This is a genomic window from Chitinophaga sp. SYP-B3965 (assembly GCF_009647655.1).
In the GTDB taxonomy this organism is placed as follows: Bacteria; Bacteroidota; Bacteroidia; order Chitinophagales; family Chitinophagaceae; genus Chitinophaga.
This window is the reverse complement of sequence record NZ_WJFD01000004.1, coordinates 57,868-79,570: the sequence shown is the minus strand read 5'-3', so window position 1 is coordinate 79,570 and position 21,703 is coordinate 57,868. Positions and strand designations below refer to the sequence as shown.

Annotated in this window: 16 protein-coding genes; 5 read left to right on the top strand and 11 right to left on the bottom strand. The window is 36.5% G+C overall.

Features of this window, described 5'->3' with window-relative positions; all coding sequences use genetic code 11:
- The first annotated feature begins 154 nt into the window (after window positions 1-154).
- The 4 genes from GFS24_RS21400 to GFS24_RS21385 all read left to right on the top strand — a co-directional run bounded on the left by GFS24_RS21400 (window position 155) and on the right by GFS24_RS21385 (window position 6,044).
- Complete coding sequence (locus tag GFS24_RS21400; protein ID WP_153663073.1) at window positions 155-1,945, top strand: hypothetical protein; 1,791 nt, start codon at window positions 155-157, stop codon at window positions 1,943-1,945.
- Window positions 1,946-2,418: 473 nt separating this feature from the next.
- Entirely contained in the window at window positions 2,419-3,390 is a 972-nt protein-coding gene (locus GFS24_RS21395; protein ID WP_173003150.1) for an AraC family transcriptional regulator, read from the top strand.
- A 152-nt stretch (window positions 3,391-3,542) separates the two neighbouring features.
- Window positions 3,543-3,857, top strand: coding sequence for an HTH domain-containing protein (locus GFS24_RS21390; RefSeq protein WP_371731297.1), 315 nt, complete (start codon window positions 3,543-3,545; stop codon window positions 3,855-3,857).
- 57 nt (window positions 3,858-3,914) lie between these two features.
- On the top strand, window positions 3,915-6,044 hold the full coding sequence (locus GFS24_RS21385) for a lanthionine synthetase LanC family protein (protein ID WP_153663067.1): 2,130 nt from the start codon (window positions 3,915-3,917) through the stop codon (window positions 6,042-6,044).
- 17 nt (window positions 6,045-6,061) lie between these two features.
- Here GFS24_RS21385 and GFS24_RS21380 read toward each other — a convergent pair whose 3' ends face one another.
- The 10 genes from GFS24_RS21380 to GFS24_RS21335 all read right to left on the bottom strand — a co-directional run bounded on the left by GFS24_RS21380 (window position 6,062) and on the right by GFS24_RS21335 (window position 19,813).
- A complete protein-coding gene (locus tag GFS24_RS21380; protein ID WP_153663065.1) occupies window positions 6,062-6,973 on the bottom strand; it encodes a hypothetical protein in 912 nt (303 codons plus the stop codon).
- 8 nt (window positions 6,974-6,981) lie between these two features.
- A complete protein-coding gene (locus GFS24_RS21375; protein WP_153663063.1) occupies window positions 6,982-7,521 on the bottom strand; it encodes a hypothetical protein in 540 nt (179 codons plus the stop codon).
- Between the two features lie 13 nt (window positions 7,522-7,534).
- The gene (locus tag GFS24_RS21370) at window positions 7,535-8,743 is read right to left on the bottom strand and encodes a DUF4221 family protein (protein ID WP_153663061.1); all 1,209 of its coding nucleotides are present in this window, start codon (window positions 8,741-8,743) and stop codon (window positions 7,535-7,537) included.
- Between the two features lie 105 nt (window positions 8,744-8,848).
- Window positions 8,849-9,157, bottom strand: a complete 309-nt coding sequence (locus GFS24_RS21365; protein ID WP_153663059.1) for a hypothetical protein — start codon at window positions 9,155-9,157, stop codon at window positions 8,849-8,851.
- Window positions 9,158-9,282: 125 nt separating this feature from the next.
- Window positions 9,283-11,802, bottom strand: a complete 2,520-nt coding sequence (locus GFS24_RS21360) for a metallophosphoesterase (RefSeq protein ID WP_153663057.1) — start codon at window positions 11,800-11,802, stop codon at window positions 9,283-9,285.
- Window positions 11,803-11,827: 25 nt separating this feature from the next.
- Window positions 11,828-13,237, bottom strand: a complete 1,410-nt coding sequence (locus tag GFS24_RS21355) for a RagB/SusD family nutrient uptake outer membrane protein (protein ID WP_173003149.1) — start codon at window positions 13,235-13,237, stop codon at window positions 11,828-11,830.
- Between the two features lie 10 nt (window positions 13,238-13,247).
- Window positions 13,248-16,628, bottom strand: coding sequence for a SusC/RagA family TonB-linked outer membrane protein (locus GFS24_RS21350; RefSeq protein ID WP_153663053.1), 3,381 nt, complete (start codon window positions 16,626-16,628; stop codon window positions 13,248-13,250).
- 391 nt (window positions 16,629-17,019) lie between these two features.
- The gene (locus tag GFS24_RS21345; protein WP_153663051.1) at window positions 17,020-18,135 is read right to left on the bottom strand and encodes a FecR family protein; all 1,116 of its coding nucleotides are present in this window, start codon (window positions 18,133-18,135) and stop codon (window positions 17,020-17,022) included.
- A 31-nt stretch (window positions 18,136-18,166) separates the two neighbouring features.
- A complete protein-coding gene (locus GFS24_RS21340) occupies window positions 18,167-18,706 on the bottom strand; it encodes an RNA polymerase sigma factor (RefSeq protein WP_153663049.1) in 540 nt (179 codons plus the stop codon).
- Window positions 18,707-19,066: 360 nt separating this feature from the next.
- The gene (locus tag GFS24_RS21335) at window positions 19,067-19,813 is read right to left on the bottom strand and encodes a hypothetical protein (protein ID WP_153663047.1); all 747 of its coding nucleotides are present in this window, start codon (window positions 19,811-19,813) and stop codon (window positions 19,067-19,069) included.
- Window positions 19,814-19,905: 92 nt separating this feature from the next.
- On the opposite strand from GFS24_RS21335, the gene GFS24_RS21330 reads away from it, so the two are divergent.
- Window positions 19,906-20,985, top strand: coding sequence for a YncE family protein (locus tag GFS24_RS21330; protein ID WP_153663045.1), 1,080 nt, complete (start codon window positions 19,906-19,908; stop codon window positions 20,983-20,985).
- On the opposite strand, the gene GFS24_RS21325 is transcribed toward GFS24_RS21330, so the two are convergent.
- On the bottom strand, window positions 20,958-21,560 hold the full coding sequence (locus GFS24_RS21325) for a TetR/AcrR family transcriptional regulator (protein ID WP_153663043.1): 603 nt from the start codon (window positions 21,558-21,560) through the stop codon (window positions 20,958-20,960). The genes GFS24_RS21330 and GFS24_RS21325 overlap by 28 nt on opposite strands.
- Window positions 21,561-21,703: the final 143 nt, after the last annotated feature.

The window sequence follows — 21,703 nt, the reverse complement described above, 5'->3', positions numbered from 1 at the left end:
AATAAAAAAGGGAACTTCAATGAAGTTCCCTTACTATCTAAGGAAGTAGCGAAGAATTGCGGAATTGCATCCAGATCCAAATCTACCTATCTTCCTTTTTTATCTTAAATAATTTTAATATTTCTAATACAAAGCTAGGCCAAATAAAGATACCATGCAAATAATTGCCCATAAAAATGCAAGTTTGACTGTTTGTCAAAGGTTTTTTATAGAGAAGTCTTTAGAACTTTTGTATTTAGGAAGTATTGATTCTTATAGAGTTAAGTTAAATAATCCCAAGACTATACTGGAAGAGTTAAAATACTGCTTAGAGGAATTTCAAATAGGCAGAATAAAGCACTTCCAGACCTTAAAAGCAAAAGAAAAAGAGAAAAAGGCGTTAGTAGATGAAGCAAGTTCCCTTTTAAATTATCATCCAAATTATTTGACTTTAGGCGCTATTTCACATAAATATCTAGAACAACTCCTTAAAACAATTGATGAAAATAATTACAAAAAAGTCATATCCTGCATTGAGATCCTACTGAAAGAAAATTGTCAATACTTAAAAACAGTTATTGATGGATTAGAAATACTACTAACTGCAAATGATGATAATCTGTGCGAGTTAGAAAAAATTGACACTACACTAAATATACTTTTTAGCGAACTAATTAGCAAAGGCTACTCAAAGGGCTTTTTATATAAATTAGTTTATGGAATATTTGTCAATTCACTACATGCTGGAAAAAAATTCGCTGATCATTTTGGCAATTTTAAACTTAGAATTTCAGATTTACCAGGCGATTATGAAGTCATTTTTAGAATTGATACTACTCAAAAAGTTTATGACTCCATCTCAGCTATTCCTCATCAAAAATTAACCCTTTCAGATAATATTAATGACATTCAGTTAAATGGCCCTCAGCGACGTGAGCTAACCTCGTATAATGCCCCTGCTAATGCGAGAAAATTCATACGCTGCAGAATAGTTGCTACAGATTATTTGGCTGCTTTAAAAAAGGCAAGAAGCATTTTATCAGAATACTTAGATGTAATTGACCTTGGTCTATCTGATGAGTTCTTACAATTACATAACAGAGCATTGGTAATTGATTCTCGCTCACCTCAAAGAGGCGATTTTCAAAACAATGTTAATATTCTAGATGGTAAATATAGAGTAGCTAAAGACCATTACCTTGAATTCACTAAAAAATTGCCTGCCATCTTAAATAATCCATTAGTTGTAAATGAATCTAAAGAAAAAATAAAATCTGCTATTCGATATCTCAGACTTGGTAATCAATCAACAGAAGTTGAACACAAGTTTATAAACTATTGGATAGGGCTTGAATATCTTTTTTCTAATTATGAAAGCCAAAGCACCATTAATAGAATTAAAGACCATTTCATAAATGCACATTCGTTAGCGTATGTTAAAAGAAACGTCTATAACTTCAAGAAATCGTTTTCGCAGCTAAGCGGACCTCATCAATCCTTGATTCCCTCTTATACTTCATCTAATGATAGCTATCTGGAAAAGGAAACCTTCTATGATGAAGTTTTTCGGCATTTATTAACCATTTCCCCCTTGTTAGCCTATCGTAGCATGAAACATAAACAATCCTTTTTCAAAGCTGGCAAACCGGCTAATGCAAGTGACTATATAAGAATTCATAAAAACAACTTAGAGATTCATTTTACAAGAATTTACAGACTTCGGAACGAAATTATTCATGATGCAGCAACCAATACCAATAATGAGCAGATCGCCTCTAATCTGAGATACTATCTGACTTTCATTTTAAATGAACTCATAGATTTTCTTTTTAAACCTGATACTAAAGAAAAATCTATTGAGGACTACTTTATATTAAATGAAATAAAAATTGGAAATATTGAACATAATGGTTACTTATTAAATGATTTATTAACCGTTGATTGCTCCATTGGTTTTATATCTTAATTATGCCTCAAATTAATAATGATTCAGAATTATTTGTCGCTAAGACTATAGGTCAAACTAGTTGTTAAGCCAACCCATTAAATCCCTGCTGCAGGTAGTTCGCGGTATCTTCCCCTTTATGCATGCCGATCTCGAATATTGTACCTTTGCTCATGTAAGAGTAGACAGTTTGCGCGAGCGAAAAAGTTGGGAGGAGCCAAGATAAATAAGTACTGCGTAGAAAAACTACTACTCTCAATGTTAAATAATTATGATTTTGTTCCATTCACTGCTGCATAATTGCAGAATTGCATTTAATTGCGTTCGTTAGTCCCTCATATTATTACCGGATATAACAATTTAGCTAGATCGATTTCCACGCATTACCATACTATTTAACCTGGAACCAGAATATTTTTTAAAAACCTAGTAACCATAAATCACAGTAACCCTATATAAATATGCTGAGTTACCCGTTTTCTACGAAACCGCATATGCGGTTTATCATTAAAGGCATTCCCGAGACAGAGATCACTATCATCACTGAGATACCATCGCAGTATAGGTCATATATTTATCCTTATGCCCAGGCCGTTTTAGAAGAATCCACATCCATAAATATCCTACATCAGGTAATGCAGATCAATGGCTTCACCGTTTGCAATCACGTATTCTTTCCTAAAAAAGACACACTTATTGCTCCCCATTCCCCCGAACCACTCTCTGCGCTTCATTTTACAATGAAGGGAAGTATCCGCTGCGAGCTGGCAGATGCAGGATCCTTATGGTTACGTGCAGGACAGTTTGGGTTCTTCCAGGTGAGTAATGCATCACATAAAGCCTGGCTGGAAAAGGGCGGGGTATATGAGTCCTTCCACATTGACTTCTCAAGAGAGCAGCTGTTTACACTCTCCGCTTATTCAGATCTGATGAAAAAGCTGCTGGACAAATCGGATAAAAATCAATCTACCTACCTGACCTCTTCCACAGGTATAATGACCAGCAAATTCTATGAACTGATCAATGAAATAAGGCGGACACCTTCCTCCGATAAAATGAGGGAGATAGAAATGCCCGCTAACATATCGCTGTTACTGGCCCTGACCTTGAAAGATACTGAGGAGTCCTCTCCATCCTCTTCCATGAATGACGATGCGCTTCTGTTTACCACCATTCATGCTTACATCCTGAATAATTTATCCAGGGAACTAGGCAATCAGGAAATTGCGCGGGATTATAATATCAGCGTATCCAAATTAAAGACAGGATACAAGAAAATTTACGCCGAATCACTGCAGTCATTTGTAAAGCGAGCCCGGCTGGAAACCGCACGGGAATTGATTCTTACCACCAACCTCTCCATGCATAAGATCTCTGAAATGGTGGGCTACGGGGACTATGGGAACTTCAGCAGAAGGTACAGAGCACACTTCGGGCACCCTCCCAGTGAAGTAATACGGCGGTGAAAAGTCCAATTAGGCAACAAATATGTCTGTTTAGCCATTTTATTTTAATGTTAAATATCTCAACTTTATACTGAAGACACAGAAGAATTAACCCGGCGATATTTTCAGCTTGAGATATGAGCGAATATTTAACTATTGCAGTGCAGAGTTAGATGTGGCTATGTTATGTTATTACCCTACCATTCATTATTGCTTTAAGACAGTTACCTAAAAATTCTTGTTATCCAATGACAAAAGACACGCTGCAGCGCCTGGAGCGCATAGACCGACTTATCCAAACTAAAGCCACTGGAACCCCTACTAAACTGGCCAGTAGAATTGGCATATCTGAGAGATGTGTTTATAAATACCTTAATCTGATGAAGGATTTTGGAGCGCCTATTAAGTTTGATAATAGTAGGCAGAGTTATTACTATGATGAGGAAGGATACTTTAAAATATCGTTTAAGTTTAAGTCCTATCAATAAAATGATATCATCACTTATAACTATTTAATAAACATTCTTCTTGATAAATTCCTATGTATGATTGATAATAATAGAAATACAACTGTTGAGGAAATAATTGATACAGCTGAGAAAAGTACATTTAAAGGAAAAGCAGAAAAAAAAGCTGGCAAGCGAATTGGCTATAATTATATCATTATAAAAAGCTTAAAAGAAAGTCAGAAAAATGATGTTGTAAAATGTTTTTATATTAAAAGTTTATTTGACTTTGGTACCTGTGTAATTAAGGAGGGGACATACGGAGATACAAAAGATGCTTATGGTCGAGATATTAGAGATCGATTAATTTGGCAACGGGAATTGCATGAGTTACTGCAAAATAATCTACGCATTCCTCGGCTATTAGGTTCCTTTGAAGAAAATGGTAATTACTATCTAGTGATTGAGCGCATAAAAGGATCCCCTTTGGGAAAAATACTAAAAAAAGGGAAGAGGCAACTAAGAACCGACTTAATCAACAAGACAAAAAGAGGGCTGCAATTTATTGATTATTTAATTCAAATATACAAGCTAATCCAACGCATGCACAATTTTGGGATTATTCATAGAGACATTACTGTGAATAATTTCATAATAATGCCTGGAGGCCGAGTAGCTGTCATTGATTTAGAACTTAGCTATTCAATGACACTGCAATATCCTTCGCCCCCCTTTTTACTTGGTACAAGAGGATACATGTCTCCTGAACAAGAAAATGCGTCCCAGAATCCATCTGAAAAAGAAGATATTTATTCTTTAGGAATGTTAACATTACAGTCTTGGGCTGGAATATCTGCATATAAGCTTAATGATGTTAAGTTAGAAGATATAACGAGAAAAGTATCATATTTTATACCTGATAAAAGGATAGCTGAAATAGTGACAAAATGTATTCATCCTGATCCAGAGGAAAGGCCTAATATCAATAATCTACTAGAAACTATCGCAGAATATAAAAATGACGCTAAAAAAAATATAATAAGGCCTTCATCAATTAAAAAGTCCTATACCAAAGAGGAGATAATCTTAACAGTTCAAGAATCGATTAGTACATTTGGAAGCACTTTACTTTGCAATAAGGAAAAGGGATGGTTCTCTGAGATTAAAAATAAAAAGCCCAAACCTGAAAAAGATAAGATGGAAAAGGCTTGGTATGGCAGTTTTAGCATCGGGGTAGCAGGAATTATTTACTTTCTATCCATAGCAAAAAAAGCAGGGATTGATATTTCAAAAGCTGAATATGGAATTCAAAAGGCATGGGAATTAATTTATGAAAAATATAATAAGAACATAGATAAATCAGGGATAGGTTTACTTAATGGCTCTGACGGAATCGCGTTTGTTTTAAGCCATGCGCTAAAAAATGGGCTGTTATCATGGTCTTCAGAGCATATTGAATGGATGGAACGCTTACTTAGCAGAGAATCGACAACACTTATTCTTTCTAGTGGATTATCCGGACAAGGTATTGCCAATCTGGCATGTCAAGAATTTCTACCTGCACAAGTACAGGAAAAATTAAAAAAGATTACAACTAAAATTATTGAAAATCAACAATCTGATGGTGGGTGGTCTTACGGCAAAAGAAGAACAAAAGGCTTTAATAACGGCGCCGCGGGAGTTATCTACTTTCTTATTGAAGTAGGAAAACTGAATAATAATACGGAGGCCCTAAAGGCTGCTAAGAATGGATTAAAATGGCTAATTTCTCAAGCAAAAAATCAAGGAGAGACATGTTATTGGGTGAATTCAAAAGGGAAAACATACTCCAATCTATGGAGTGAAGGAGTTATTGGTATAAGCTTCACCTTTCTAAAAGCATTTGAATATTTTCAGGATCCAATATACAGACAATATGCAATAAATTCATTGAACTTTCAATTAGAAGAACAGCATCCAGAATTCCTCAATCAAATGACTGGCCTTGTAGGAAAAGGTCATGTATACCTTGAAGCATTTTTGATACTAAAGGAAGAAAAATGGCTTACATATGCCGATAAAATCACACAAACTATTATGCATCTCAAAAAAACACATCCTTTACATGGCCCATATTGGTTGACAGAAGACGAACGTCAACCTGTAGGAAATTTTTTCAAAGGCATAAGTGGCCTACTCTATTACCTTCTTCGTTATTGTGATATTGCTAATATTAAACCCCCATTTTAAGATTTATTACGAAATATTTAAATAATATCTTCCATTCTGCCATCACGATACAGTCGGAAAAATTTACCGCTAACAATTAACAATGCGTAATAATCTTCATCACTACTACCAGCAAGATTTACAATTTTCCCTTCAAAAAATATTGAAGTTGTTCCTGGCTGTTTATGTCTAGTTATAATATTTGAAACATTGAATCTTTCTAAAATCCTGTCAATTGTACTAGAATTCTCATTTCCTAAATAATAACCGCGGTATAAAAAAGGTGATTCTTCACTATTGAAAAGGATGTTCAGTAATGGGTCAGAAAATTGACTACTTATTTCAGAATAATGATTTCTAGCAATACGGTTAATATCAAACAAGGAATACCCTAGCTCCACCAAACTGCTAGATATCCCACCGCGAACAAATAAATAATTTCCTATCTTTTCAATAATATTTTTTGTTCTAATCCATCTCCATAATTCATTATTTCCGTCATATAAAGTAAGATATGCACTTCCTGGCTTTCTTAAGTTCGTAGCATATATAGGTTGCATGTGCCGCCAGTTACCATTCAGGTTTAGAATTTCATGTTCTCCCAGTATAAAATGCACATACCCACCTTCTCTCTTAGCTTTCTCCTCAAGATCATAGATTAACCACAAACACTCAACGACATGTTCTCCCTTATCAAAGCACCCTCCGAGTATTACAAGTCTACCATCACCAAATATCCAGTTATTCTTTTTATTAATTACTCGAGCAGCATACAAAACTTCTAGAAGTATTGCAAAGTTCCCGTCCATAGCTGACACTACCAATATCCTTCCCGCTTCTTGAAAATAACTATTTTCATTTAAGAGCATATCTTTTATCCTAATGGAAAAATACCTTCTTGAATTCTCAGAATGAGGAATTTTTAATGGAAGTTTTGCGTGGTTACTCATAATTCAGATCATATTGTTCTACCAGAAAAATAATTTTTCAAATCGGTCTTAACTGTTTCTGGTAAAGCTTTCACCTTCTTGTATGCTTTTCTATTCACTGTATAATAAAAAACAGGGTTATCCTCAAATAATTTAAAATCAGAAGCACGATTAGTACTATCTAGAAACAACTGACCCGAAATGGTGGGTAGCTCCCCATTACGCTCCCTAAAATAAGAGTTTATGGTTTTCCGCCCTCCCTTAATTGACAGAACTATGAGTCTATTAGCCAAAAGATCGCTCTTATGTTTTAAAATGCTATCAAGTGTTTTATTAAGACATGAAGGGCAGCTTTCCTTTAGAGGGACTATCAAAAAAATCAATGAGTCATTCAATCTATTAACTGGAATTTCCCCTTGAACCAATTCGCTTAATTGTTCAAATAATAAATTCTGCTGCTTCATATCGACAATAAACTCTTCATTTGATAAGCCTTTATAAGTACTATTATTACAGCTAAAAAATAGTAGAAAAATTACCATTTTAATGAAAATGCTACAATTTTTCATCTTTATATATATTTTAGTTCTTTGAAACTTTGAGATGATTTTCCTTATACTCTAGTCGAACGAAATGAATTCTATATTCGTCTCTCATTCGTGTCCTTGCATATATCTTCCCATTAGGAGTAATAAACATATGGCGCAAAGATATATCTCCAGGGAGTTTGCTTTCACCTATGATCTTAAATTTCTCGTCAAAAACAAGTATAGATTGATTGATTTCCTCTTTCCTACTAGACGTTTGATCATCACCCTGATTCCCTTGCAATGCAGCTCTTAAATAGCGTTTTCGATAAGTATCAAAATAAATAGGTCCATATTTATCCGAAGACATAAAATGCTTTATTTCAACTACACTTGAATCTGTTTCTCTGCCCAAAGGGGAAATATCTCCTTTTAACAGATTACTTTTTCCCGTGAATGAGTGACTAATTCCTGCAAGGTCAGTAGCATAAATATTTGAGTCCCCACTAAAACTTATAATGAAGTCCTCCTTATCATTACGGCAAAAATAAAAATCAATAAAATAATACCCAAAGTATTTCTCCCAATATGATCTTGGGAAATTATAAAGCAAGCTTGCCTTGTTCCCCCTCAAATCTATAGCATATGCGATATGAGTCCGTCTTTGTGCAGATAACGTCCTATTAGTATAATAAGCTGGTCTAATTGCTGAATACAATACATTATCCTTAAAAACGGGGGGCTTCGTATTGTCTAAATTAATTTGCGTAGTAAGTCTCTTTTGACCCTGAAGATCTTTAGATGCCAAATAATCTCCGAATAGTTTGAATGAAGATAAAATTTTGCCTGAAGAATCGATTAAAAAGAGTTTAGTTTTTGTAGCAACCAGAATAGTATCAAAATTATAGCAAAAGACCGTTACGTTATCCATTCTTTTCCCAATAATTGAATCTGCAAGTTCAACATACCCCGCAACCCTTTGGTTTTCCACATCATAAATGCCAATTGCACGAGCCTGCTTATTGAAAAAGGAAACATAAGTCGAGTCACCTGAACTGAATGCATTAAAAGATCTTAATGAACTATAAAAATGATCGCTTAGCAAAAAATGTAAGCTATCCGGTGTGGCTTCAATTGAAACTTGGTCGTATTCTGGGTCAATATACTCATAGGAACTTTCTACCAAATTCGATTTAGGTTCTTCCTTACAACCTTTGCAAATTAAAGGCGTAATGAATAGGTAAACTATAAATGTATTTTTCATCTTAAGAAGCTATAAAATAAAAGAGGGTTAAAAACAGCAAGTAAATAACTTTTCGCTCTAAAAACGAAAAGTTATTTACTAATTCAAATCGATAGCTTCATTTGATTATGATTCATTCAGTGTAGTTCCATCTGGTTCAGTATAAACACTTTGAAGCTGAGTATCTGAGAACTGTAAAGTTTCAGAAACACCTGCCTGCTGAACTGTCCCAGGAGTCGCAGTAGTCACAGTATAGGAACATTGCCCTTCATCCAAATTTGTGCAAGTCAGGTCATTGTCTACAACAAATGGATCAGGATGTAAGAATCCATTTAATTCGTCTCCTGAACTTGATTTAGCACTAGAAGGCATAAAAGCTGCGGTAATGGCAGAAGTAGCGAGTAAAGCCATACCAAGAAATGAATACTTTTTCATAATTATAATTTTTTAAACTTGAACTGATAAGGAATGTTGACATTCCCATTTACATACAGGAACAAACTTACTCTTCGCTACTGAATAAATTGTACAGTATGCTAATAATTCAAATTTCAAACTCACTAATGGGCTGGCTCCAAAGGTTTTTTAATCCCATCTAATCCAACCCGATAATAAAATCCATTTTCGATTAACAGAGCTTCTGACATTCCTGCTGAATGCTTCGTATCCGTATTTATTACTGTCCCCCCATGGTGCTCAGTGATCTCATTTGCAACAATTGTGTGTCCTGTAATGATCTTAGAAACATTAAACCTTTTTAAAGTTTCATCAATAACTAATGTAATATTTAACATATCTGATGTATCTACCGTATAATATTTCCGGTACCAGAATGGAGAAGTCTTAAAGTTGAACAGCAATGAAACAGATCCCTCCTCTGAATTACGACCTTCTAACTCCTTGTCATAATACTCTCTCCCCATCTTATTCAATTCTTCCAATGGTAAGTTTAGATCAACAATTTCCTTACTAATTCCTCCATGCACAAACAATAAATCTCCGATCTTCTCAACTATATTTTTTGTTCTTAGCCATCTCCCTAATTCACTATTACATCTATACATGTCACCGTATGTTAAATTCATCTTTTGTGCGCTTGAAAGGTATTTACCATCAACATATCTAAAATCGCCATTAAGATTCATTATTTCATGATTACCTAATATGAAATGCACTTTACCTCCAGCCATGTCTGCTTTTTCTTCAAGGGAATAAAGAAGCCATAAACATTCTACGACTTGCTTTCCTCTATCAAACATGTCCCCTGCAAAAACTAAATGTCCATTTCCAAATATCCAATTATAATTACTATCAATTATCTTGTTTACCTGGAGCAATTTTCTGAAAGCATCAAAATTACCTTCGATATCAGAAAGAACAAATAGTTTGTCTACTTGTTCATAAACAGACGGTTCGTTCTTTAGGCTTCTCTTCAACTTAAACTGAAATCTCCTTTCGGGACTATCACCATAAGTAAGTAACTCGATATCTTTTCCTGCTTCCCATGATTGTTTTAAGATACTTCCTTCGCTCTCTTTCCAGGAAACGACAGAATCCCTTGAATAAAACACATAGGGTCCATCATTAGACGAGGCTTTTTGCACAGATAATATTGAACTCAATTGTTTCCCCATGTCTTCTCCCGGTGTTTCAAATTGGTCGGCTAATAATTTACCTTTTTCATTTACTACAAACAGAGCCGGGAATTTTTTAATCCCATAACCCTTAATTACTGGATGGTTTTTACCCTTTCCATTTGTATATAACTGTACTCCCTCTCTGAAAATCTCAGATTTACTATTTAATGAATTAGTCCACTTTAATCTATCATTTTCAACAGAAATTCCGACAAAAACAAAATTTGAATCTTTATCATACTGCTGCATGATTTCTCGAATTACTTTTACAGATTTTCTACACTCAAAATTGCTAGGTTCCCAGAAAAATAATATCGTTGTTTTTCCCAAATTTTCCTGGAGAGTAAATGAGTCATTATGCTCATTCATCAAAGAGAAAAAAGGAGCTTTTGCATTCCGTTGCAGACTACTTTTTATATGCTTTGCTTCATATTCATGAACGAAATCTCTATATCTTTGATCACCAGGCATATTGTAATACTGTTCCAGAAGTTCTTCAAAAATAGGGTTCATGCTGGCTACATGAATTCCCAATGTCGTAACTAAATACTTCAACACATCTTCTTTCATTCTACCAGATAATGTTTTAGCTACACGATCAAAAATAAGTTTACATCGATATGCATAATAATCTTCATTACCTCCATTCAATATCTGCGGTGCTGAAAAGTTATTATCTCGCAAAATTTCAAAAAAAGTCATATAATACTGATATGACACATTAGAATAGATATCTTGCGACTCCTTTAGCCAGGCCACTTCAGGCTTTGCAATGGTTGAATCATATATATCGCAAATATTCTTTTCAGATAATCCAAGTTTATTACGATTCTTATAAAGAGTTATAAATTTAAGTATTAATTCATGTTCAATTGCAGATATGACCTTTATTGCTATATACTTATTTGCGAAAGGGGAAATGCGTGATTCATATCTCTTCAATACTTGCTCAGCAATGGATCGCCTATGGTCTATATACTTACTGCATTCCAAATAATCATCGATCGAGCCAATCTCAAACAATTCCTTACTTTTTATTCTATTTTTACTTAAGTGGTCTTGAATTTCTCTGAAGACGTTTAATTTTTCAGCTCCTCGTCCTGATATAATCAAATTTTTATTCAAATATGCCATCCTGATACTATCGCCAGGCTCAATCATATTACTAAAAAAAGTTCCTAATAGCTTAATACTATTAATGATAATAGGCTCACTTGTGTTAATTTCCCATTCAAAAATATTATTGCCTGCCTTTGGTTTAATCTTTACCCATTCCGGATTATCACCAATAAAATCAGCTTCAACCCATTGTAACTCATGATAATTAGCAGCAGCAGTCGAATCGACAGATAATTGAATGATAGTTTTTTGTTTGACTGGAAGTGGCTCGATTACTGTATTTTTTGTGAGTATAAAGAGTAGACCAGCAAGAAATAGATTCATTTTAACTTAATTTAATATTTAAAGATTAATAGTCCATATTCTGTTCTAATCCAATAAGCAGTACATCTTTTTCTGGTATCGGTGCTATTGCCATATTACTTGGGAATGGCAATTGCTTATATAAAGGGTTTGTCACATCTGTTCTATTTATACCTAAGTTCCATCGCAATAAATCAAACATTCGAAAACCTTCAAAAGCAAGTTCCTTTCTTCTTTCTTTGTAAACCGAATCTAACAATGACGGTCCTTTTGCTACGATATCCTTTGCTTTAATATCAGCCCTTTTCCTTATCTCGTTCAGATAAAATCGAGAACTGTCTTCAAAAGAACCGCCAAGCTTAGCATATGCTTCCGCAGCGATGAGACACATTTCAGAAGATCTAATCACAGTATGATAATATGATATTGAAGGCACAGATATATTAGCGATAATGCCTTGTGGATATTTAGTAACAGTCCATATATTTGTTGTTACATTTTTTGTCACCCAGCTCCTACGTAAATCTGTCGTACTTTCATTCAAAATGCTAGCAATGTCTGATGATGCATGAAACTGAACAGAAGTCCTAAAATAGTATGATGAAAAAAGGATAGGAACTTGAGAATTCTGAGGAATTTGAAAAAGCGCTTCCGTCTCTTGCAGAGTATATAATTTCCCGGGATAGTTTGCTGTCATAATTGGAACTACACTTAAAACATATCTTGCATAGTCACAAGCACTTCTATGATCACCTTTTGATAGCAAAACTCTTGCTAACAGCCCTTTTACTGCATAAGAATTAATGTAAAAAGTATTTCCTGTAACAGGAGGAAGTAATTCATCAGCCTTTTTTAGATCATCCAATATAAAGTTGTAAACTTCGGAAACAGTGTTACGTTTCACGGGAATAGAGTTCCAATCTGATTCAGTATTTATAGCAACTCCAGGATGAGAAGCATTAGTAGTATAATTAAATGGCTGTGAATAAATGTTAACAAGCATATAATACATTAAAGCTCGAATTGTTAAAGCTTGTCCTCTTAAATCAGCTGCCTTTATTTGATTTTCCTTCTCGAACTTAAGAGATGATTCTATAACAAAATTACATCCTGATATGACATTGTATATATTAACAGAAAGCAAATTCAAATTGGCATCGTTTGAGTTAACATCGCTTGAACGTTGCGACCAATTATAATGTGCATTAAACATTGTACCTCCAGTAACCGGCTTAATATTATCTGAAATCACCTCTGGGTATAATAAAGTATTTCCAGCTAGAATAGGTGAAACCTTATTGTAGATGCCATTCAGGAATTCTTGTGTTGTTTGAAGATCTTTTACATAATCTTGCCTTGTTAATACCCCTGGAACTGGAAAATTCAAAAAATCCTTTCCACAAGAAAAACATATAATGTATAAGAACAGTAAATATTTGTACTTCTTTTTTTTCATGACACTCATATTAAAAATTAGCTTGAACACCAATACTATAATTTTTTGCATTCGGATAAGGGCTACTTAAGCCTCCTGCTATGTTAACATTATCTGGATCTTGATCTGATAGCTTTGTCCAAATGCCTAAATTATTCCCCTGAACAAAAACTTTGATCATTTTAAGCTTTATGCTATTTAGAAACTTGGGATTAAAATTATATGATAATGCTACGTTACTTAACCTAATATAATCGCCATCTATGAGATATCTTGTTGATGCATTTCTTCCACCATCCTTATTATTAAGCAGCCTCCTCGGATTAGGTGATATATCTCCAGGTTTTTTCCAATAATCCAGTGCATAGCTAGCTTGATTAATATATGGAGTTGCTCCATCATTAACAAGTGTCATCATTTTTTCATTTAAAACTTGGAACCCATACTGATAGTAGAACTGAAAGCTAAACTCAAACTCCTTATATGATAGAGTGCTACTAAGTGTACCAAACCCATCTGGCTGTGGCTTACCAACAAACTCTCTTTTTGCGTTATTATAAACACTTGTACTTTTTCCAGTTGAATCGACCCACAATGGCTTTCCATCTGAAGGATCTACACCCACCCATTGACGCAAATAGAAAGAATTATAATTTCGTCCTTCTTCATTTGCAAGGTTTCCAGCAATTAGTGATGAAAATGGGACATACGATCTAACCAATATGTTTTTATTAGAGCTCAGGCTTGCAGAAGCATTCCACCGCCAATTTCGTTGTCTTATTATATCAACTGCCATCGATAATTCAATTCCTCTATTCTTGATATCTCCAATATTATCCTTAACTGATATAAAACCACTAATGGTAGGCAGGTTTATTGAATAGATTAAATCTTTAGTACTTTTCCCATATACATCTATATTAAACATTAAGCGATCGTTAAACAATCTAGCATCCAAACCAACATTCCATGACAATGTTTTCTCCCACATTATCTCGGGGTTTCCTGGCACATCACTACTAACAACAGAAGTTCGGTTTACATATAATCCTTGGCGCAAAACATCAAACTTTGTAGAAGGATCTACTGCTCCTGAATTCCCAGATACCCCAACACTGCCTCTTAGCTTTAAGAAAGAAACATATTTCGCGTAGCTCTTAAGAATATCCTCTGTCATGACATATCCACCACCTAGTGACCAATAAGTACCCCAAAGCTCACCACTTCCAAATCTTGATGAACCGTCCCGACGCATGCTGGCTGAAAAAAAGATCTTTCTTTTAAATCCATAATTAACTTGTCCAAACCAGGAAAGCAAAGTTTGTCTAAATTTATATCCTTGTAATTGCGTGGCTGTATATCCAGGGCTTGTAAGTTGATCATAATATGGCAATGCAGTACTATCCCCTTTAACTTCTCCTCCAATTGTCCTTTCAGATAATATCTGAGCCTCTTGACCTAGCAAAAAATTAATATCATGGTTATTCTTAACAAGAAACTTTGCTGAAAGAAGATTCGTCGTCAAAACATTAGCCCTTCGTCTATCCTTATCTACTATTGTTGCCGCATTTGCAACCCCACCTCTGAATCTTGGGTCAACTTTATCCATAGCCTCAGATAACATGAAATCAATCCCTAAGCTTGAACTAAAATTAAAATATTTAAGAAATGACGCTTGTCCATAAATCTTGCTAATTCCTCTATAGGAAGTATTCTTAGAAGCATTATACTCTAAAGTCGCTAATGGATTTAATACACCAGTAGTGGAGGTTCCTCCCCATGGATAATAAAGAATGTAATTTCCATCAGAATTCCTAATTGGGTTTAATGGCGAAATTGTCTGAACCAATCCATATGAATTTTCCCCTTCTGTTGCATTTGTATAGCTTTGAGTATTGTAAGAAAGTGAGGTTTTAGTACCTAAAGTCAACCATTCAATGGGCTTATTCTCAAAGTTTATTCTCAAAGATTTTCGATCATACCCTGTTGATCGAACAATCCCATCTTGTTTAGTATATTCTAAATTGATATAAAAATTTCCTTTTTCATTGCCACCAGACACGGATATTTCATTACTGAATGTAGGAGCAGCATTGTTGTATATAACTTCTCCCCAATCAGGTGTAGAATAAAATACCGTATCGCCTCCTATTACTTGATAGGGAAATTTGTTATATAAATCATTTTTTATTATGTTATCTGACCACGTTGGATTTGCTCCTCTGTAACTGTCAAATAACATCTGGAGATATTGATTTTGGGTGGGAATATTTTTAAGGTTTCGTTTTGGTAAAACAGCCATGTCCAATTGAGAGCGAATTCCAATAACTGTTTTCCCTATCTTTCCCTTTTTAGTTGTTACAAGTATTACTCCATTACTTGATTTAGATCCATATAATGCTATTGCAGCAGCATCTTTTAAAACTGTTATTGATTCAATATCTGATGGATTCAGTTGAGCTAATGGGTTACTAATCGGAGTATTCGAAACTCCTATCAAATTCTGAAAATTATCTTGTGTAACTGGAATTCCATCAATTACAATCAGTGGGTTCCTTACGGTAGACCCAGAAAAAGCATCTCCCCCTGTTGAAATTCCACGTTGCACCATGCTACTCACACCTCCTCCTGGCTGTCCGGTTCCATTTGTGATCTGCAAACCCGGAACGAGTCCTTGCAAACTCTTATCAAACGACCGATTAGGCAAATTCTGTATCTGTTCACCTTTAACAACAGTAACAGCCCCGGTATTAGAACGTTGGGTACTCATCCCATAAGCCACCACAACCTCGCTCAATTTATTCTCCCCTCTCTGTAATTTCACACGTAACTCCCGTTGCCCCTGCAACTTCACCTCCTCTGCCTCATACCCCGTATAACTCACCATAATCCTCGCATTCGCCAAAACTCCAGCCAACCTAAACCTCCCCTCGCCATCTGTCATCGTAGCTTTATTTGTTCCCTTCACCAATACTGTCGCTCCGGGAAGTTTCTCCCCTGCAACATCTGAAACTGTACCTGAAACATCAATGATAGCTATATCGTTAGTAACAGCAGAGGTAGGAATAGAAGAAACCACCTTCTCATGCACAATCAAAACCACACTCTTCGGACTCGTCCGCTGCAACTCAAACTTCTTCCCCACAAATATCTGCTGCATCACCTCCTCCAGATCTGCATCCTTCACACTAACATTCACCTTCTGTTCATCATCAATCAACCGGTTACTGTAAACAAATTTAATTCCTGTTTGAGACGTAATTTTTTTGAACACTGATTTCAGCGGAATCGCTTTTTCAGATAGCGTAATCTTTTCTCCATGCTGCGTATCATTAGCCAACAGAATGGTACATAAGAATAAAGGGACTAGCAGGAGGACCCTACGAATACAGGCAGTAAAAGTCAGTCTCATGATCGGCAGTTTGATGTTTTCATTTTTTTAAATTCTATGCTTCAAAGACCGGTTATCAGTATTTTAATACTACTCTGTTATGTTACCTATATGTTAAGCAAATCGGCCACCATAGCAGACAACAACCATTTATTAACAACTCATTAACGAAGAAGAAGTGACTCTACGTATATCCATAAACGGTAGTATTAAACAACAGTATAAGTCCTCAGAAACATTCACAATGAGTTAACAAAAAAATATACTTAAGCTAAAATGGATCGTATAAGCACACAGCACCCCAACCCATGCCTAAACACGAATCAGTTTTGCTTACAGTAAATAGAATTTATATCAAAGTGGAGCGATATTCAAAAGCGAATGTAGGAAGTCTTTCAATCCAAAAATTGTCTTAACGGAAATGTAACACACCGTCCTTATAATAATAGTCAGCATCAGCCGTAGCCTTTATCTCATGTAAAAATTCACCGATTGGCCTGTTACGATCTATATAACCCGTAAACCGGCTCTGAGCCGTAGAAGCATCATCCAATACAACTTCCACCCCATACCACCGGGGCAACACCTTCACAATCTCCGCCAAACTCGCATTGCTGAACAAATGCAAGCCCTCCATCCAACTCAGCACCTCTTTAGAATCAAACTCATTTGTTTGAAAACTACCATTATAAACAACTCGGTAACCTGGTTTCACAACAGTTGTTTCTTCCTTCACGAGCACCTTAACTGACCCGCTCACTAATGCAACAGCAGTAGTATGATTATAAGTGTTCACATTAAACTCCGTACCCAGCACCTGCACGTCCCCAGATGGTAAATGAACAATAAAAGGAGAAGAAGCATTAGGGGCCACCTTTATATAAGCCTCCCCATCAATGGTGATCTCGCGGTTCTTACCTGGAGTAAACTGAAAAGGAAAACGAAGCCGAGTCATCGAGTTAAGCCAGATCTCTGTATTATCAGATAACACGATCTTGTAATCAGAACCTGCAGGAGCCCAAAGTTCATTCATCTCATTAGAGGCCCCGGAAGCGGAGTAACTCAAACTCCGGTTAGTATTATTAACAGTAGGTCCATTCGGTATAACAATAGTTTTTTGGGGTCGACTCAGATCAATTACCTCTCCGCTGGCCAATGTCAGCCGCGCAGTGTTATGATCAAATGTCTGGGTAGGATTTGAGGGATAAATCTTAAAAAAAGTGTAAACACCTAAAGCAACAACTACACTTGCTGCTGCTGCCACCCGCAGTACCTTGTAAACAGGCCGGCGGCGATGAGAAGGGGTAACAATGCGGGAACTAAAAGTCTGCCAGGCAGCATCCCTATTCACGCTATTATACGCATCCGCTGTGGAAGCATGCTGAGCGCATCTCTCCTCCCACAGCTTCTTTACTGCTTCATCATTCTGAATTAAATCATGCAAGTACTTTTTCTCTGAAGCGCTGGTCTGATCAGCCAATTCCAACGAAATAAGATCCTGAATATCCGAATAATTGTTATCAGTCATAACTTATAGACCCGATTTGCTCCTTAATCTACTACTTACCAGCTTCAAGATTTTTCCTTAACAGCCTCATTGCCCGAACCAGCTGATTACGTATGGTATTAGGACTTAAATCCAGCTCATACGCCGCTTCCTTCTGTTTCTTCTGATTAAAGTACACCATCTGCACCACTTTCAAGGTCTGCGGAGGTAGCATCTTCAACCCCTTGGCCAGATCATGCCACATAGGGCCAGGGGCCTCCAAAGTAAACTCCTCCGTATCCTCCCGCTGGCAATAAGCATATGCGTCCAGGTTATGCTGCAGGCGCTTCTGTGCATCCAGCTTATCCAAACATTTATTTCGTAAGGTCTTGAATAAATAACCGCGCAAAGCTGCGTCGTTGATCATTTTGTCAAACTGGTTGTTTTCCCAGAACGCCACAAACACCTCTTGTACAATATCTTGTGCATCATTCGGCTCCTTGCAATATTGCAATGCCGTAATAAGTAACGCATCAAAGTACTTGTCAAATAGATCTTTGAAGGCACTTTTATCACCTTGCCTCAATCGTTGAAGAATAAGTGAATCGTCCATAATAAAGAATCGATTAGCTAGTAAAATAACTTAAAGCCTCAGCCTGTGATATGGTTAACACGTATGGAGGGGAAAACCTCATGGAGAAAAAAGTTACAGCAATAGGAAACCCTTGCTTCCTCGAAAATTCAAAAAATAAAATATTTAAAGCTTAGCAGGTTTCTATTCGACCGGCAATATACTTCAGATATTTTTAGATTTCTTAAAATAAAGAGGAGAAAAATTTACAAGAATTTCTGAGTGCAATTACAGTATATACTATTACAGGAATGTTAATAGAATAATAACTTTTTGTTAATGATGATATGGTTACTCTCGAATACTACTCCTAATATAACACAAAAGTGGAGGATCAGAAAATTAAAAAATAATTTTCCCATTGCACCAATCTGCAAGTAGCAACTCATATTTTTCCACCACTCCCGCAAATTCATCTTCGGCACTATCAAACTCCAACAGGCATAAATTCACTATCACACCCTCTCTCATAATACCATAATATTGATAGTTCTCTGAACGGATCACAAAGCTATCTGCTACGCCTTGTACATAGCCTCTTTCAACACCATTTACAAACTGAAAGAATTCATCAAAGGGAATGTTCAAAACAGCACCTTCTATATCAATCCGTTCATGAATGGTATCATATCCCAGCAATCCATCATCCTCATTTATAGTCTCCAGCATGCCTTCAATAATGGTTATTTGCTCCTGGATCAATTCCAGTTGAGCAACGGGAAGCAACTCCAGCTGCCGCCAATCTTCCAGTGAAATGTTAATAATGAGGTCACTAGATGGGGTTTCCATTAACACGGAAGGGGGATAACTCTTGGTAGGCACTATGAATTTATCAAAAGGGGCTGTCGGTTCTACTACATGTAAGGTTATTTTTTTAACCCCCTCCAATAAAAACGGCCTGGCTTTCACGATTCGCCAGGAACGATCCCCCATATCCAGGGTGGTGGGCCTGTTAAATACTTCGGGTAACTGCTCACGGCCAATTTTGTATTCTCCTATGGCAGCGCCGCTCTCTGCATGGATCAGGGTCACCAATACTTTCTTTGGGAACAAACTGGCCATCCCTTCGTACATTGCTAGGATCTTCATAGCTAAAAATTACATAGCAATACTGCTATTATATAGCAGCAGCCCATCACATAAATTATTAAAATATCCGCAATTCCCGTATTTTAATACTCATGAAATCATTGCTATTACTCTTCGGACTCTATTTCATTTCTTTAACAGCATCAGCACAAAAGCAATACCTCTACGTAGCCACCCCTGGAATCCGCGACTACCTCGGATACGGAGGACATGGTATCCTGGTCTTTGACATAAATGATAACCACCGTTTTGTTAAAAGGATCCCCACCCAAGGACTGCACCCCAACGGAAAACCCTCCAATGTAAAAGGCATCGCTGTAAGCATACCCCTCAACAGCATTTATGTAAGCACCCTGGAATCATTACAACGTATTGACCTGACCACAGAAAAAGTCATATGGGAAAAAGCATTCGAGGGAGGATGTGATCGCATGTCCATCTCTCCGGATGGCCTCACCATGTATCTCCCATCCCTCGAGAAAGGTTTCTGGAATGTAGTAAACTGCAAAACAGGGGAGATCATTAAAAAGATCAACGTACATAAAAGAGCCCACAATACTATTTATGGGCCATCAGGAAACGTTGTTTACATGGCAGACATTGCAAGCCCCTGGCTGCACATAGCCGATACGAAAACACATACGCTGGTTCGGAAAGTCGGTATTTTCGATAGCAATATCCGGCCCTTTACCATTAATTCAAAAGAAACGCTTGTTTATGTAACAGTAGATAGCTTGCTTGGTTTTGAAGTAGGTGATCTGAAGCAGGGTACAAAAATTGCCCATGTAGAAGTAGAAGGATGGGAAATGGGACCGGTAAGACGACATGGCAACCCTAGTCATGGCATTGGTCTTACACCGGACGAAAAAGAAATATGGCTTTGTGATGGTCACAATATGCGCCTGCATGTATTTAATGCAACAGCACCTTATCAGCAACTTACTACTATCCCCGTACAGGATATGCCTGGCTGGGTTACATTCAGCATAGATGGCAAATATGCTTACCCTTCAAGTGGAGAGGTGATCGAAACGAAGACCCGGAAAATTATACTAACACTGAAGGATGAATTCAATAACAGTGTGGCTAGTGAGAAAATGATAGAAGTGCAGTTCGATGGAAATAAAGCGGTACGTGCAGGTGATCAATTTGGAATCGGACGTAAACTATAAGTCGCCAACTCATCCTTCAAACTCTGTATCACCAACTGCATAGGTTTATTCGTATTCATAATGCGGCTGATCATTATTCCCCCCTGCACTGCTGCATACAGCTTTGTAGCAAATTCTGCTGCATTCAGCTTGTCAGACAACTCCCCTGTATCAATTCCCTCCTGCAACACTTCCGTAAAAGCCTTAAAGCCACTTTCGTACAAAGCCTTCAACTTTTTCTTGATCACAGGATTGGTATCATCAGACTCCACGGAAAGGTTCACAACAGGACAGCCACCCTGCAGCAAAGTATTCAGCGGATTCCGCTGTACTTCCAGGTAAGCATGGATCTTTTCAATAGCCCCTTTATGTTTGGCAAACACCGCCACCCTTCTCGCCCGGATCTTGTCCAGCATATAATCCACACTGGCATAAGCCAGCGCTTCTTTATTTTCAAAATGACCATACAGGCAGCCCTTGGCAACATCCGCCGCTTTCAGTACATCATCTATAGATGTACCCGCAATCCCCTTTTCATTGAAGATAACAGCTGCCGTTTCAATGATGGATTGCCTGGTTTGTTCTGCTTTACTCATAATAATGCAAATATAAACTAAATAAAATAAACCAAACAGTCTATTTTATCTCTAAACAATCACTTAATTATCAATTAATTACGAAGAGTGAAGCAATCAGCAGTAAAAATATATTTGGATAAAATAAACTAAATGGTCTATTT